This window comes from Methylobacterium sp. FF17 (assembly GCF_025813715.1).
GTDB classification, from domain to species: Bacteria; Pseudomonadota; Alphaproteobacteria; order Rhizobiales; family Beijerinckiaceae; genus Methylobacterium; species Methylobacterium flocculans.
In genome coordinates this window covers 68,212-83,160 of record NZ_CP107533.1, presented here as the reverse complement: position 1 = coordinate 83,160, position 14,949 = coordinate 68,212, and the positions used below count along the sequence as shown (strand labels likewise).

The 14,949-nt window shown below is 69.5% G+C and carries 12 protein-coding genes; 5 read left to right on the top strand and 7 right to left on the bottom strand.

Features of this window, described 5'->3' with window-relative positions:
* Positions 1 to 5 precede the first annotated feature (5 nt).
* Positions 6 to 410: a hypothetical protein gene (locus OF380_RS27685; protein WP_165090055.1), complete on the bottom strand. Its 405-nt coding sequence runs from the start codon at positions 408 to 410 to the stop codon at positions 6 to 8.
* 873 nt (positions 411 to 1,283) lie between these two features.
* On the opposite strand from OF380_RS27685, the gene OF380_RS27680 reads away from it, so the two are divergent.
* Positions 1,284 to 1,457 (top strand): hypothetical protein, encoded by a 174-nt coding sequence (locus OF380_RS27680; RefSeq protein ID WP_165090053.1) that lies wholly within the window; start codon positions 1,284 to 1,286, stop codon positions 1,455 to 1,457.
* Between the two features lie 203 nt (positions 1,458 to 1,660).
* Here the strand turns inward: OF380_RS27680 and OF380_RS27675 are convergent, their stop codons facing one another.
* The 3 genes from OF380_RS27675 to OF380_RS27665 form a co-directional block, all read right to left on the bottom strand.
* On the bottom strand, positions 1,661 to 3,544 hold the full coding sequence (locus OF380_RS27675; protein ID WP_246737107.1) for a conjugal transfer protein TraG: 1,884 nt from the start codon (positions 3,542 to 3,544) through the stop codon (positions 1,661 to 1,663).
* Positions 3,545 to 3,657: 113 nt separating this feature from the next.
* Complete coding sequence (locus tag OF380_RS27670) at positions 3,658 to 3,855, bottom strand: conjugal transfer protein TraD (RefSeq protein WP_165090301.1); 198 nt, start codon at positions 3,853 to 3,855, stop codon at positions 3,658 to 3,660.
* Entirely contained in the window at positions 3,839 to 4,117 is a 279-nt protein-coding gene (locus OF380_RS27665; RefSeq protein WP_165090298.1) for a TraC family protein, read from the bottom strand. The genes OF380_RS27670 and OF380_RS27665 overlap by 17 nt, the downstream gene beginning before the upstream one ends.
* 455 nt (positions 4,118 to 4,572) lie before the next feature.
* On the opposite strand from OF380_RS27665, the gene traA reads away from it, so the two are divergent.
* The 4 genes from traA (at position 4,573) to OF380_RS27645 (ending at position 10,961) form a co-directional block, all read left to right on the top strand.
* Positions 4,573 to 8,298, top strand: coding sequence for a Ti-type conjugative transfer relaxase TraA (gene traA / locus OF380_RS27660; RefSeq protein WP_165090295.1), 3,726 nt, complete (start codon positions 4,573 to 4,575; stop codon positions 8,296 to 8,298).
* Between the two features lie 148 nt (positions 8,299 to 8,446).
* Positions 8,447 to 8,734 (top strand): hypothetical protein, encoded by a 288-nt coding sequence (locus OF380_RS27655; RefSeq protein ID WP_165090292.1) that lies wholly within the window; start codon positions 8,447 to 8,449, stop codon positions 8,732 to 8,734.
* Positions 8,731 to 10,035: a Fic/DOC family protein gene (locus OF380_RS27650; protein WP_264051535.1), complete on the top strand. Its 1,305-nt coding sequence runs from the start codon at positions 8,731 to 8,733 to the stop codon at positions 10,033 to 10,035. Before OF380_RS27655 ends, OF380_RS27650 begins: the two co-directional genes overlap by 4 nt.
* Positions 10,032 to 10,961, top strand: a complete 930-nt coding sequence (locus OF380_RS27645) for a hypothetical protein (protein WP_264051534.1) — start codon at positions 10,032 to 10,034, stop codon at positions 10,959 to 10,961. Before OF380_RS27650 ends, OF380_RS27645 begins: the two co-directional genes overlap by 4 nt.
* Positions 10,962 to 11,061: 100 nt before the next feature.
* Here the strand turns inward: OF380_RS27645 and OF380_RS27640 are convergent, their stop codons facing one another.
* The 3 genes from OF380_RS27640 to OF380_RS27630 are packed head-to-tail and all read right to left on the bottom strand — an operon-like array spanning position 11,062 to position 14,941.
* Positions 11,062 to 11,457, bottom strand: coding sequence for a hypothetical protein (locus OF380_RS27640; protein ID WP_264051533.1), 396 nt, complete (start codon positions 11,455 to 11,457; stop codon positions 11,062 to 11,064).
* Positions 11,458 to 11,471: 14 nt separating this feature from the next.
* Positions 11,472 to 14,459, bottom strand: coding sequence for a hypothetical protein (locus tag OF380_RS27635; RefSeq protein WP_165090281.1), 2,988 nt, complete (start codon positions 14,457 to 14,459; stop codon positions 11,472 to 11,474).
* Positions 14,456 to 14,941: a hypothetical protein gene (locus OF380_RS27630; protein ID WP_165090278.1), complete on the bottom strand. Its 486-nt coding sequence runs from the start codon at positions 14,939 to 14,941 to the stop codon at positions 14,456 to 14,458. The genes OF380_RS27635 and OF380_RS27630 overlap by 4 nt, the downstream gene beginning before the upstream one ends.
* Positions 14,942 to 14,949: the final 8 nt, after the last annotated feature.

Below are 14,949 nucleotides of genomic sequence, written 5' to 3'. Positions count from 1 at the left end.
AGGCGTTACGCCTCTCCGGGACCAGGGTGCCAGGCGGCCTCCCACGAGGCGGCAGCGTGCCGCCTGTAGGCCTGCTGGAACGCCGCCTGGACGCGTGGATCCGCGATCAGATCCGCCACGACGCCGGCGATCCGATCGTAGTCGCTGCGGAGGATCCGGACCTCGACCGCCTTGTCGCGATAGACGACGCGCCGATCGGCGTCCTCCCCGACCTCATCCAGTGCGAAGCCGTAACGGTGGCAGGACACCCGCTCCATATCCTGCAACTGGAAGGCCGCCACCAGGTCGGCCACGTCCTCGACCCCGTTGGCGACGATCGTCGCGAAGCCGACATCGAGCGAGAGGCGGAAGTCGATCGGTTCGGACACCTCGAAGCGGAGCGTGGTGCCGGCCTCGAACACGAGCCTCATCGGGGTTCGCGCCCCGTCGGACGCCGACGGGGGGCTGAGTTCCGTGGCGACCATGGGGGGCCTCCATGCAGATCCGGAGCGCGGTGTGAAGGGCGACCTGGCATCGCGGGACGGTTGAACCCCCTGGCCCGGCCGGGAGGCACGTCGCGCTGCTCCCACAGACCCGGAAGGGCATTCGTCCCGAGGCCCTCGGCGGCCCCAGGGTTCGGATCGAGGTAAGTAGAGGCTGGAACCCCGAGCAGCGCGGCGATCCGGTCGAGGGTGCCGGTGCTGATCGTGTCGGGGCTGGCGAGGGGCCGGCGCGGCCGAAGAGACATGGCTGCCCCGGAGTTGGGCCGATTGTCCTTGGGGTAGCATACCCGTTCAGGTCGGTCAGCACGGAAGCGGTGCCGACCGGCGCCAGGACGAGGCGGCCCTCCCCATGAGGAGGTGCCCCACGTGGCCAGGGGTGAGGCTGGAACCGCCCCGCGTGGGCGCCATCGGGAGGAGGCGGCGCGCGTTGGGGGGCGTCCTCCCGAGCCATTCTGGAGCAGCGGCGAGCGTGGGAAGCGGCCACCTCGCCAAGTCCGGCAAGCACGGTGGCCGGCCGACCCGACCATGCGGAAACGTCGGTGAGCCGCGGCGCCGACGTTCGCCACAGCGTCGGACCGTCCCAACACGATGGCGACAAGGGAACAGACGCCGTCACCGCCCGCAACCGTCCGGCCAGACGATTTTCCCCTGGCGCTGCGCGCCATTCCTCGCGGGACAAAATCGCCCGTCCGGCCGGTCCTCCGCTGCGCTCCGGCCCCTTCGGGGTGCGGGCGGCGCCGTCGCCTGTTTGGGGGGTCGCATCGCGCCGGGACGGTCCCGAGCGCCAGGGACACCCCACCGATGCCGCGCCCCACCTCGAGCCTCCCCGCCCACGCCCGCTTCGCCCTCATGACCCACGTCGCGGAACTCCAGGCCGAGCTGGCCTCGGTCTCCTGCCCGCGCGAGCGGCGCACCATCGCGGCCGAGCTGAAGGCCGCCCAGGCCGAGGTCGCCAAGCTCTCCACGGAGGGCTGAGCCCCCTCCCCCAGGGCCGCCACCGGCGGTCCTCGATCCCGTCGATCGGGGCGGGGCATCACCCTGGTTCGTGCCGCGCGGCGCGACCTTCAATTCCAGGTTTCCCGATCGGTCTCCAGCCTGCGGCAACCACCCGTGCGGGCGGCCGCCGAACCTGCGCGACGGACGGGCTTCGCCGCAGCTCACGCGGCGGCGAGCGGCCGTCAGGCCGCCTCCCTTTCTTTCGCCCCGTCCTCGCTTTCGGCATCGGTTTCGTCCTGCGCGTCGCGCGTATGGAAGCGGTTCGCCCCGACCAGCTTCCTCATGTCGGCGCGACGGAAATAGATCGCCCGCCCGCAACGGATCGGCTCGACGCCACCGACCAGCAGGATCTGCTCGTCGCGGCGCATCGTGATGATCTCGTCGGGCATGATCAACGCGCGCCGCTGCAGGCTGGTCGAGGCCGACAGGCTCACCCCGCCCGAGCCCTTGCCCCCGGTACGGGCCTGCTGGCTATAGGAGATGAGTTCCTGCGTGTAGTACCCGCAGCGCTCGGACAGCCATTTGGCGGTATCGACGTCGGTGATCGCGGAGAAGCTCTGCCAAGCGGTCGACTCGAACCAAGCGGACACGGCGTCCTTGTCGCCGCCCCATTGCTGTCGCAGCTGACCGAGCGATTGGTACACCATCACGAGCGTGATGCCGTATTTGCGGCCGGCGTCGCGCGCGACCTCGATCAGGCTCATGTTGCCGAGCCGCGCCGCCTCGTCGAGGAGGAAGGCGACCCGATCCTTGATCTCGCCATTGGCGTGATAGAGCGCGTTCATCAGCCCGCCGATGATGACCCGCGCCAAGCCCGCAAAATTCTGCAGCGTCTGCAGATCGATCGCGATGAACACGTCGATATCGTCGTCGACGAGGTCGAGGCTGGAGAAGTCTCCCTCCGACACGATCGCGGCGTATTCCTTGAACGACAGCCAGTTGGTCAGGTCCGCGGCCGTAGCGTAGACGCCCGAGAACGTCTGCGGCGTCATGCTCTTGAACGGCCCGAGTGCGAGCTTGGCGAACGAGCCGTCGTCCTCGGCCCGCAGGATCTTGCTCAGCCGCTCCAGGAAGTCCGGCTCGGGCTCGGAGATCAGCTCGCGCAGGGTACGCAGGGTGCGCGGCTTCTCGTCGAACGACCGGTTGAGGCAGATGTAGGCGAGGACACCGCGCAGGAGCTGCAAGGCCGAGTTGCGGAAGAAGTCCTTCGGGTCGTCTCTCTTCACCGGTCCGGTGGCGATCCAGCCGACCACGGCCGAGATGTCATTCTCGGCGGAATTCTCGCCCCGGCCGATCCAGTCGAGCACGTTGAACCCGCTCATCGTGTTCTTCGGCGTGATGCAATGAACGCGGCGAATGACATCCGCTCCGCGGAGGTTTTCCCGATACTCCGCGAGCATCGGGTGCAACTCGGTCGAGGGGTCGAGCACCACCGCGTTGCCGGGCCAGGACAGCAGCATCGGGATCACCGTGCCGGTGGTCTTGAAGCCGCCTGATCCGCTGAACACCAGGCCGTGGGTCGAGCCGATATCGCAGTTGAAGCCCATCATCGGCATCCGGCCTCCCGAGCCCCAGGTCCTGGGATCGTTCGGCTTGAACACGCGCGAGGTGCTCTTCGAGTCGAGATCGGGGCGATACCGCTCGCCCAGCACCAGGGCACCATCCTCGGGAAACAGCTCGCCGGCGAGCTTCATCGTCGCCCATTCCGCGTCGCCATAGGCCGCGGACTTCGAGCGGATCGGCCTGTTGTAGCCGCGCGTGGTCCTCTTAACCCGGACAAGCGAAACCAGCGGCGTGATGAACGCCACGAAGCCCGCGAAACACACCGCGCAGAACAATGGAATGTCGGCCTGCCGCAGGAGCCGCTGCGCGTCGGCGCCAGGGTTCTGAGCGACCAGACGGGCGTACTCGTCCCGCACCGTCCAGGCGCACAGGCCGATCAGGAACAGGGATGCGCAGGCGGCGACCACACGGCCGCTGTCGCCCGGCCGCGTCAGGCCGGCGGCGGCAAACAGGACGAGAGCGGGCAACGCCACCGCGGCGACGCGCATGGCGTGGAGCATCATCGAGTGCCCCGGCTCCACGACGTAGACCGCCCCGACGAGCGGCGCGAGGAACAGGCCGATCCCGAGATGCAGCGCGAGCCCGATTGCGACGGTGAAGGCGCCGTAGACCCACTTCATGTCTTGAACTCCTTGTCCCCTCGCCGGGCGAACTGCTCGACGATGTCGGGGTCGCGCATGCGCTCGCGACCCTCGATCAGGAGGCCGAGCAGGACGTTGCTCGGCAGTTCGGCGAGGCCGGCCTTGATCACCAGGCCGCCGAGCTGGATCTTGCGGTAGGCGTCGGCGCGACGCTCCTCATGCCGCTTGGTCACCAGCTCTCTCTGCAGCTTGCCCAGCGCCTCGATGTCCCTTTGCCTTTGGCTCCGCCACCTCCGTCTTTGGCGCACGAAATCGGCCGACGATCGCCTCCAGCTCGCGGATCAGGTCCTCGTCCGAGATCTCGATCGAGCCGATGCCGGCCTTGATCGCGAGGTTTCCGATGCGTTCGGCCTCGGCCTTGTCATGGGCCTTCAGCTTGGATTGCAGAGCCTCGATCTCCTTGAGGATCGTCTCGCGCGACTTGGATCTCGCCATGGATACCGTCTTCCCTCTCCGTTGCGGTGGCGAGGGGTAACACCGGCACGCGGAGGAGAGAACGCCGCGTCAAGGTCGTAGCGCGCCGTTCGAGGACGGGAAGCCTCGTCCGTGGTTCTGGTGTCACACCCCCCGCTGCCGATCCCCGTGTCGGGTGAAGGTTGGTCCCTCCCCCACCAAGCTCTCCCTCCCGGCGTCGGCACCTCCCGGTCCACGGCCTCTCCCTCGGGCGGCGAAGCGCAGGTCCCGCCTCCACGCGGCATGGCGGGAATGCTGCTCGCGCTGGCCGGCTCACGCCGGGCGGAAGGATCAGCCCCGAAGGGGCCTTTTTGAGCCGGAGCTACGGCGCGCAGCGCCTCCGCAAAGTCGCCTGAGTTTCACGAAGGGGCGCACTTATGGGGAAATTGGCATTTCCCTGGAGTTCGTGCTAACGGCCAAGCTCGGGGTTCGCGCGCTTGGCCATCTACCACCTCTCCGCTCAAGTGATCAGCAGCGGCGCCGGCCAGAGCGCCGTCGCCTCGGCCGCCTATCGGCGCGCTACCACCATGACCCGGGAGAGCAATGGCAAGGTCATCTCCTACGAGGGCAAGCAGAATGTCACCCACACCGAACTGAGCCTTCCGCGTGAGGTCCCGGCCTGGTTCCGCACCGCCATCGACGGGCGCAGCGAGAACGGCGCCTCGGCGTATCTGTGGAACGCGGTCGAGCGGAAAGAGGGTCTGAAGGGCACCGGCTTCGCGATGGAGATGAACATCGCGCTGCCGGTCGAGCTGACGCCGGAGCAGAACGTGGCGCTCGCCCGCGACTGGGTCGAGGCCGCGATCACGGCCAACGGCATGGTCGCCGACTGGGCCCTGCACGATGCGCCGGGCAACCCGCACATCCACGTCATGGTCCCGCTGCGCAAGCTGACCGAGGACGGCTTCTCGGCCAAGTTCGACTTCGCCCGCGATCGTGACGGCAACATCCTGTACCGGGACGACGGCAAGCCCCGCTACGAGCGGCTCGCCGGGCCGATGAAGCACCTCGTGGACTGGCGCCGCTCGTGGGGCGAGACGGCGAACCTCCACCTCGCCGCGGCCGGGCTCGACCGTCGGATCGACCACCGCTCGCACGTCGAGGCCGGCATCCGCATCGAGCCGACCGAGCACATCGGCGTCCACGCCGTGAACATGGCCGCGCTCGGCAAGGTGTCCGACCGGGTCGAGGCGGAGAAGCAGAAGCGCATCCGGAATGCCCAAGCCATCATCGACGATCCCTCGACCCTGCTGCCGATCCTGACCCGCGAGAAGAGCGTGTTCGACGAGCGCGACATCGCCAAGGCGGTGTTCCGCTACATCGACGATCCGGTCGCCTTCGACGCGGTCCGTCTCAGGCTCGGCCAATCCCCGGATCTGGTCGCGGTCGCCGAGGAGGTGTTCGACCCGGAGAGCGGCCGGGTGGTGTCGCCGGCCCGCTGGACCACGCGAGCGCTGCTGCGGTCCGAAGTGGCGATGCAGGCCGCCACCGGCCGGCTCTATGCCGATGCAGGCCACCGTGTCCCGGAGCGCGCGATGGAGCGCGCCTTCGCGGCTCGGCCGGAACTGTCCGAGGAGCAGCGCGAGGCGGTCCGCCACGTCACGACGCCGGACCGGATCGCGGCCGTGGTCGGCTTCGCCGGTGCGGGCAAATCGACCATGCTCGGGGTGGCGCGGGCCGCCTGGGTCGGCGCCGGCCACCGCGTCGTCGGCGGAGCCCTGGCCGGCAAGGCGGCGGAGGGACTGGAGCGCAGCGCCGGCATTGCGAGCCGCACGCTGGCCTCGTGGGAACTGGCCTGGAAGAACGACCGCGATCTGCTGAAGCCCGGCGACGTCTTCGTGCTCGACGAGGCCGGCATGGTCGCCTCCGAGCAGCTCTCGCGGATCGTCCAGGAGGTCGAGCGGCGAGGCGCCAAATTGGTGTTGGTGGGCGACGCCATGCAGCTTCAGCCGATCGAGGCCGGCGCCGGCTTCCGGGCGATCACCGAGACGATCGGCTATGCCGAATTGTCCGAGATCTGGCGCCAAGCCAACCCGGCGATGCGGCGGGCAAGCGTGGCCTTAGCCCGCGGCGAGGTGGCAGTGGCGCTTGGGGTCTATCGCGAGGCCGACATGGTCCGCTTCGCCCCCGACCGCGAAGCGGCGCGCGCGGCGCTGATCGCGGCCTGGAAACCGGATTACCTTGGCCGGAAGCCGGACGGGCGGGCGACCGAGACGCTGATCCTGGCCCAGACCAACGCCGACGTTCTTGCCCTCAATGCCATGGCCCGGTCGGTCTTGCAGGCCGACGGGATGCTAGCCGACGAGGCTCGGTTCGTCACAGCCCGCGGCGAGCGGATGTTCGCCCCCGGGGACCGGGTGCTGTTCCTGGAGAACGACCGCTCGCTGGGCGTGAAGAACGGCATGCTGGCCACCGTCGAAGCGGCGTCCAGCGGCCGGCTCATGGTCAGGCTCGATCGGGATGGAGCTGCCGACGGCGAGCGGCTCGAGGTGCGGGCCGAGGCCTACCGCAACCTCGATCACGGCTACGCCGCGACCGTGCACAAAGCCCAAGGCGCGACCCTCGACCGGGTGCATGTTCTGGCCACGCCCGGGATGGACCGGCACCTCGCCTACGTGGCGATGACGCGCCACCGGCATACGGTGGTGCTGCACGGCGCGCACGCCGACTTCGTTCCGGACTGGCGCCGGGCGAAGCTCGGCGTTGCCCCGGCGTCGTCCGCGCTCGACACGGTTGCCCTGGAGGGCTTGGCGCGGCGCCTGTCGCGGGACGGGTCGAAAGCCTCGACGCTGGATCATGCCGGCGAGGCCGCATTCCGCGAGTCCGCGGTGTCGTTGACCCAGCCTCCGGAGGTGATGGACGGCGAGGCGATCCGGGATCGCGCGAGCGCGATGCCGTTGCTCGATGCCGGCCGAGCGGCGGTCGGGATCGCGGCTCTGGCGAACCGGCTCGAGGCTGAAACGTCGGCCAGTGAGACTTCGGGATACGCGGCCGAGCTCGACGAGTCGGCGAACGCGCCCACCATCGACGGGTCCGTATCCCCGGCCCTGGCAGCGATCGAGGCCGCCCTGACGCGGCTGGAACGGGCCGAGACCGAGATCGCCGACCGCGTGCGGCCGGCAGATTTGCGGGCGCTCGCCTCGGCCTTCGCCGAGCGGCGCGGCCTCAATGGTCACGCCGCCCTCGCCCCAGCGCTGGTGCGGCGTGCGCGGTCGATGATCCGCAAGGCGGAAGGTCGCTGGCGCCGGCTGTACGGCCTCGCGGCACGCCTCACCATGGCCTGGAAGACCCTGGCCGCGGCCCGTCCGGCCAGCGCCGTGAATGCCGCATCGGAGGCCACCGCCACCCCGGGCACACCGGCACCGCTCAAACCGTTCCTCGCCTCCGTCCCCCTCGACGAGAAGACCATCCGGCAAGCTCTCTACGACCGCGTCGATCCGAAGACGCATCTGAAGCTGATGCTGGATGCGCTGCGGCGCCGCCTGACGACGGCGGTCGTGAACCCTGGTCCGCTCTACAAGGCGATCTTCACCGAGCTGCGCCAGCCCTGGGAGGTCTATTCCGCGCGGGTCGAGGCCCTGCTGTCCGATCCCGAACCGCATGGGGGCTTGCGCGGGCGCAAGGGCTGGTTCGTCCCGAAGGCGGACAAGGATGAGCGGGCGAAAGCCGAGGCTGCCTTCGCGCAAGCCTTGACGGCGGCCAACAATCTTAAGGGCCAGTTCGAGACTTCGGCCGAGAAGGGCCGCGCGGCGGAGATGCAGTACCGCAAGCGCCTGCTGATCGAGGTGCCGGGCGTGTCCCCGATCGCCGCCGCCGCGCTGGCCAAGGTCGGCCGCATGCCGGCGACGAAAGCGCTCGACGACGCGGTCGTGGACGCCGTCGCGACCCCCGAGCTGCGGGCGGAAGTGCTCGCCTTCGCCGAGGCCGTCGGGCGCCGGTTCGGCGCGAATGGCGCGATCGGCCATTCGCCGGCCGAGGGCCTCGGCCCGGATCAGTGGCTCACGCCCGAGGAGCGCGAGATCCTGAGCGGCGGCGGGTACGTCGCCTCCTACGTCAAGGACGGCACCCTGGACGAACTCGTCCTTCGGGCGCAGCTCCAGCAGCAGACCCTGGACCAGCGCCAGGATCTCGACAGGGGGCAGGATCTCGGCCCCTCGCTGTGATGCGGACGCCACGGTGATCGTATTGGCGCCGCAGCGACGATGGGTAAGGGTAGGAGAGAGGACACCTTGGAGTTGGGCCGTCGCAGGACGGATCGAGAGGATTGCCCGGAGCCGGATGCGGCCGGGCTCATCAGAGGGGACGACACCCATGAGCTATCGCGACCTGCCGGCGCTCGTGACCCGGCGCGAGGAGGCCGTGACCCTGCTCGAGGCCATCGCCGCGGGCGTCGAGGAGAGCGAGTTCGCGCCCTTCGTCGGCGCGATGACGACCGTCGAGGCCGAGCAGGCGCTGGCGATCATGCGTGGATCCGGCAACGAGATGAGCCTGCGCACCCAGTTGGGCGCGTTGCTCGCCGAGGCCGGGCTGGTGACCAACGACGAGGTGTTCGCCGCGCTCGACGCGCGCCGGGCGCTTGGCCGGGGAGAGGCGGCATGAGCGCGGACCCTTACGTCTACGAGGACAGCGACGTCCTGAGGAACCGGGCGCACATCCGGGATCCGGAGGCCCTGGCCGAACGCGAGCAGATCGTCTCGTTCCGGGCGCTGGTCCAGATGCAGAAGGAGCCCGTGCTCGGCCAGTTCGACCAGGCGCACTTCGCCGCCGTGCACAAGCGGCTGTTCGGCCAGATCTACCCGTGGGCGGGCGAGACCCGCACCGTCGAGCTGTGGAAGCCGGAGATCGTCCTCAACGGCCGCAGCGTCGCCTACAGCCCGCCGACCGTGATCGAGCAGCATATGCGGACCGCCCTTGCCAGCCTGAAGCGGGAGGAGCCGGGAAACCTCAAGGAGAGCCGGCCCGCGATCCGTTTCGCCCAGACCATGGCGGCGCTCTGGCAGGCTCACCCGTTCCGGGAGGGCAACACCCGCACCCTTCTGGCGTTCATGGAGCAGTACGCCCGCCACCACAAACAGCCCCTCGACCAGGCCCTCATCAACCGGGTGCCGAGCGAGACCCGCGACGCCCTGGTGCTCGCCACCCGCGGCCAGATCCGGCCCCTCTCCGAGATGGTCCGCAATGCGAGGTACTCGGAGGAGCAGCGCGCCCACCCGGTGCTCGGGCGCCTCTCGGCCGAGGCGTTCGAGGCGACACGCCTGATGGGCGCTCCGCGCATCGTCCTGCCGGAGCCGGGAACCCAGGTCCGCGGGCAGGTGGTCGCGACGAGCTACCACCACGCCCTCGTGCGCGAGGCGCGTCAGATCTCGGCGGTGCCGCTGCACGCCTTCCACGCCATGCCGCAGAACAACCAGCGCGTCGACGTGCGCGTGCTGGCCGAGGGCGAGCGCCTCGATCGCAGTGGGCCGCGCGAGGAAGCGGTGCGCAGCCAGGTCACCGGGCGCGTCCTGATCCCGGCGACCTACCTGCTGCTCGCCGGCCAGGGACCGGAGGATGCGGCGCGCAACCGGATCGAGATCCCCGGTCCGAGCGAGGCCCTGGCCGAAGCCCTGCAGACCCGTGCGCCCAGGGAGATCGCCGCCGAGCCACGGCTGGTCGCCGAGGTGCGCCGGATCGACCAGAGCCTGATCGAGCGGTTCGGCCACCAGGGCTCCGCCCTGCTGGTCGAGGGCAGTGCCGGTGAGGCCAGGACCCTGCTGCCCCCCAACCAGAACCTGGAGGAGATCCGCGCCGTGCTCAAACCGCTGTTCAAGGCGGTGGTCGCGGACGACCGGCTGCAGACGGCGCTCGCCCAGCAGCAGACGCTCGGCCGGGACGAGCCGCAGCTCGGACGCTCGGTATGACCGCTATGACCGCGCTGCATCGCAGGCCGGCCGCGACAGGGAACGCCGGCAAGATCGTCGGCGCCGGCGTGCTCGGCTTCGCCACGCTGGCCATGCTCGGCCTCGTCTGGTGGAGCCTCTCGCCGATCCTCGGGCAGGTCTATGCCGGAATCCGTCTCGCCGAGACCGCCACCCTGTGGCGGTTCACGGGATGGGGCAACTACTTCACCACCATGCCGGCCGGGCAGCCCTTCGCGTTCGTGTCGGTCTACAAATCGAGCGTCGGCTTCGGCCTGGTGGCCACCCTGTTCACGGCGCTCCTCGGCACTCTCGCCTGGCGCAAGCGCAGCCGGGAGCACATCGAGGTCATCATCACCGCGCCACGCGATGGTTTCGCACACGACGCGATCGGCCGGCAGTTCGTCCCGGCTGATCGCCTGGTCAGGCCGCCGGTCACGGAACAGGACCAGCTCAACTCGGTCCTCGCGCCGGCGGCCAATCCGTTCACGGCGCTGCGCGACCTGCGCGACGCCCGCGCGGTGGAGACGGTCGTCGATGACGTCCGCTGGCATCTGGCTGCCGCTCTCTTCCTGACGGTCGACGCGGCGGCGCCACTCAGGGACCGCAAAGCCCGTGATGCCGTCCTCAAGGCCGCCAGGACCGCGGCTGACGGCCATGCCGGAGATCCGGAAGCCGCGATGCCGGCCAGCCTCGTGTCGGTCTTCTCCAGCCACATGCTGGTCGCGCTCACCGATCAGGCCGGACGGGACATGCAGGCGCTCGATCAGGTCCACGGAGTGCTCGGCAGCAAGGAAGATCTGCGGGACGCCATCGAGGCACTGGGCGCCATGGCGCTTGCCGCGAACCGCCTGTTCTTCCCGGACTATGCCTGGCTTCGCCACATCGACCCGAACCTGCAGTCACGGATCACCAGCTACGGGGGATGAGAGAGGTGCGACGAGAGATCTGCGAATAGCTGAGTGCTTCACCAGGGACGCCGAGCGGAGTCTTCGCGATGAAGCCTCCGCTCGGCGCCGGTACTTCGTGTCAGGCATTACCGGTCATGTACGTGGTCACGACCCCGATGATGACACCCAGGATGGTGATGCCCGAGCCGACGATCAGCCCGACCAGCGACCGGCCGGCATCCTCGCGGGCATTGTCGTCCTGCGAGCTCTTGTAGAGCTTCACGCCCGAGATCCCGGCGAGACCGATGCCGACCACCGCGAACAGGATCGTGATGACGATGCCGGCGTTGTTGCCGCCGGTCGCGATGCTCGACGCGTTGAGCTGCGAGCTCTGCGCCTTCTGGCGCGCGGTCTTGAGGATATCCAGCGGTGCCGAGGGATCGCCGGTATTGCCCTGACCCAGGGCCGACATCGCGCTCAGGGTGAGCAGGGTGGCGCTCGCGAGCACCCGGTACTGGATATCCTTGTAACGCACTGGAGCCTCCATCGTCATGCAGCGGTTCTGGATCGGTCGATCGGGGGCCGAGCTTCGCTCATGAGTTCCCCCAGCACTTGATCGACGATCGTCTTGGCGATCCGGTCCTCACCGAACCGCGCCAACGCGGCCACCCGGCCCCACGTCTCGATGGCGGTGCCATCGGGAAAGCGGGCCGCCAGGATGCGCAGCGCCTCGTTGACCGCCATCCGGCGGTACAGCTCGTCCCGCACCAGGCGGTCCTCGGCCTTGGTGGTCAGGGCCCACAGCATCCGGGGGCCCAGAGAATTGTTGAGCACGATCCAGCGCTCGTTATCCCGCACCTTGAACCGGGCGAGCAGGTTGGCGCCGCGCCGGCCCTGCGGGCCGTGCACCTGGCGCTCGAGTGCGGCCTTCACCGCCCCGTCGAAGCCGAAGGTCTTGCGCGCCTGCTCGCGGATCTCGTTCGAGTCGGCGTTCAGCACCAGCACCGTCGAGGCCATGTCGGCGAGCGTGTCGAAATCGGCGAGGAGCTGGCTGACCAGGATCAGCTCCAGGCCCCACTTGCGGCCCTCGCGCGCGTCCGACATCACCTGCTTGGCGATCGTCTCGACGCCGCCGGTCAGGTGATACTCGTCCATGCACAGGCGCTTCGGGGTCTCCGCCACCGCGTGGTAGCGGGCCTCCCAGTAGCGGACGTATTCCGCCCGGAGGCTCGCGTCCGACGGGAAATCCATCTTCGGGATCTCCTCGGCAAACCCGGAGATCTTCGACAGGTAGACGTGCCGCGCGATCATGAACATCAAGGCGTTGGTGCGCTCGGCCTCCGGCGACTTGTGGCGCTGGGCGACGTCCTGCAGGTCGATCGACACCACCCGCGCCTCGCCGAGGTCGAGCTGGGTCCGACGGGCGAAGATCGGGAAGCGCTCGATCGCGGCCTCGAGCGCGCGCTGGACCGCGCGCACCAGCTCGGGCGTGAAGTCCTGCGCCATGATCGGCTCGCCCAGCACCCGGGCGAGATCCTCCAGCACCGGCATGGCGTGACGCTGCGCGCGCTGCGCGTGCGTGTAGAGACGCCTCTCCATCAGCGCGTCGACGATGCGCCACCAGCGCGTCCGCCCGCTCACCTCGATCCGGTGCTCCTTGATCACCCGGTCCAGTTCCGGATCGACGTTCGGCTGGTAGACCGACGGGGAGGACGAGAATTCGAGGTCGCTCTTGAGCTGGTAGAGCCGCGAGATCAGGCGCGGGATCAGCAGCGCGACTTCCGGGCTCGCCACGTTGAGCAGCGTCGTCAGGAAGTTCTCGATGAAGGTGCGTTCTCTTTCGAGCGGCGTGCGCCGGCCGAGACCAAGGTCGAACGGGTTGACGGCGTAGTCGGCGGTGTTGAGCAGCCGCACGTAGTACGCTTCGTGCCGCCGCTCGGGCGGCAGCGCGTTCCTCACAAGCTCGATGAAGCCCGACGAGCTGACGCCGACGTCGATGACCGCGAGGAACGGCAGCGCGGCGCCGGCGCTGAAGGCGGCGAACTCGAAATTCAGCCGGTTCATCAGCACGCTCTTGCCCGAGCCGGGCGTGGCGTAGATGAGCGTCAGCCAGAACAATTGCTCCGCCGACAGCGCCTCGTAGGCGATCGGCTTGCCGTCGGGTGTCAGCAGCAGGGTCTGGCCCTGCTTGAACACCCCCGCCGTGCGGTGGAACGGCAGCATGGCGGCGAGATCGCCGAGCGGTGCGATCGAGCCCGGCGGCACCTCGGCCTGGACCGTCATGCCGGGCACGGTCTCGCACAGGGCGCGCAGCGGGTTGTGGGGCGCGTCGGACATCACCGCCTCGCCCCAGGTCATCAGCCCGCTCATCAGGTAGGAGCGGCGCCGCTCCAGCAGCCCCGGATCCTCGCCCGGCTCGGTCCAGGTGGTGGCGATCACGCGCCCCTTGACGATGGCCTCGCCGTCCTTGTCGACGACGTCCTCCAGCTCGCGCAGAGCCCGGAACAGGTTCCTGTTCGTGGGCGAGGCGAAGGCGAGCAGGCCCGCCAGCACCTTCCTGAGCCGGAAGCCGATATCGGCATCCCGGAGCGCCTCTATGTGGAAACAGACCCGGAACGGCATGTCGGCCGTCTTCGACGCGCTCTCCAGCAGCGTCTCGAGCAGACGGTTGAACGGCAGGATGGTCGACGGGAACATGCGCATGACGGCCAGCGCGTAGCGGCGCCCGCCCATGTCGAGGGCGCGCATGTTGCTGGCGGCCTCGGCGTTCGAGGTCATGATCTGCCGGGCGACCGTCGGGGTGAAGAACTCCGAGACGTCGTCGTCGTGCCGCTCCTTGGCGCCCGGATAGCGCCGTGTGCCCGGCCCGTAGGGCGTCCAGCCGTCGGGGGTCTCGTGGTAGAGCACCGCTGCCCGGATCTGCTCCAGGTCGCGCCGCCGCCCCTGGTCGTCGGGCGAGAGGATCCGTCCCTGCAGGCGCGCCTCGCCGAGCGCCTCCAGGATCCGGCGCACGAAGGCCCCGTGCGGCCCCGCGATCGACCCGAGATGCAGGAACGGGTTCTGCGCGTCGCGGGCCGGGGGCAGCGCCTGCCAGGCCCGGCGGTTCTCGCGCTGCTCGCGGCGGACCTCGTCGGGCGTCCCCGCCGTCGGCCGGGTCCAGGCGGCGAGCAGGATCGTCTCGGCCCGCGCCCGGCCCTCCAGCACGGTCCGGCCCTCCTCGATCAGGGCCTCGACCGACAACGCCTTCTGGCGGGCGCGCCGGCCCTGCTGCGCGACGAACGGATCGAGGATCTTCGTCGTGTTGAGCGAGGACTCGTAGGAGATGGTGATCTGGTGGCCGGGCCGCTTGAGGATCTGCGCGATCCCGCCCGCGAAGCGCTCGACGACGTTGTGGAGGTAATCCTCCCCCGAGATGATCGAGCGGGTGCCGTCGACCTCGATCAGGGTGAGCTGCGAGCCGTCATGGGCGTAGACGACGGCCTCCTCGCGCTCCGGATCGAAGCCGGCGAGATCGCAGAACTTGTCGGCCGTCCTCATGGCGTCCCCCGCAGGATGAGGGCGACCTGGTAGACCGGCACGCTCAGCGCGAAGAGCCAAGCCCCGAGAACCCCCGGGATGGTCGCTCGCAGCAGCGGGGCCGGCCGGACGTGCAGCGCGCAGAAGATCTGGACGCCGGCGAAGGCCATCGCCCCGCACGCGACCACCATGCAGGCGGCGTAGTAGACGTGGACGAGCAGCATGCACGTGATGGCACCGCTCGCGCCCATGAGCAGGCTCTCGTAGAACAGGCCCGTCGTGAACAGGCACGCACCGGCCACGAGGCCGCAAAGGCACAGCGTCGCGGCCAGGTTCCTGTCGGAGGTGACCTGCAGCGCCCAGGCGGGGGCCGCCAGCGCGACGTAGCAGCCGGCGGCGAGCGTGACCGCCACGGCGCCCTGGCTCGCGAGCGGGTGCTCGGCGAGGCAGCGGACCGTGTTGGCGGTCAGGTTGTCGATGAAGACCCAGCTTCCGTCGTTCATCGCGGCGC

Bases quoted from the DNA above. Each gene is read 5' to 3' on its own strand.
- OF380_RS27675 (WP_246737107.1), bottom strand. From the start codon at position 3,544: ATGATGCTCCACGCCATGCGCGTCGCCGCGGTGGCGTTGCCCGCTCTC.
- OF380_RS27635 (WP_165090281.1), bottom strand. From the start codon at position 14,459: ATGAGGACGGCCGACAAGTTCTGCGATCTCGCCGGCTTCGATCCGGAG.
- OF380_RS27680 (WP_165090053.1), top strand. From the start codon at position 1,284: ATGCCGCGCCCCACCTCGAGCCTCCCCGCCCACGCCCGCTTCGCCCTC.
- OF380_RS27665 (WP_165090298.1), bottom strand. From the start codon at position 4,117: ATGGCGAGATCCAAGTCGCGCGAGACGATCCTCAAGGAGATCGAGGCT.
- OF380_RS27650 (WP_264051535.1), top strand. From the start codon at position 8,731: ATGAGCGCGGACCCTTACGTCTACGAGGACAGCGACGTCCTGAGGAAC.
- OF380_RS27655 (WP_165090292.1), top strand. From the start codon at position 8,447: ATGAGCTATCGCGACCTGCCGGCGCTCGTGACCCGGCGCGAGGAGGCC.
- OF380_RS27685 (WP_165090055.1), bottom strand. From the start codon at position 410: ATGAGGCTCGTGTTCGAGGCCGGCACCACGCTCCGCTTCGAGGTGTCC.
- OF380_RS27645 (WP_264051534.1), top strand. From the start codon at position 10,032: ATGACCGCTATGACCGCGCTGCATCGCAGGCCGGCCGCGACAGGGAAC.
- OF380_RS27630 (WP_165090278.1), bottom strand. From the start codon at position 14,941: ATGAACGACGGAAGCTGGGTCTTCATCGACAACCTGACCGCCAACACG.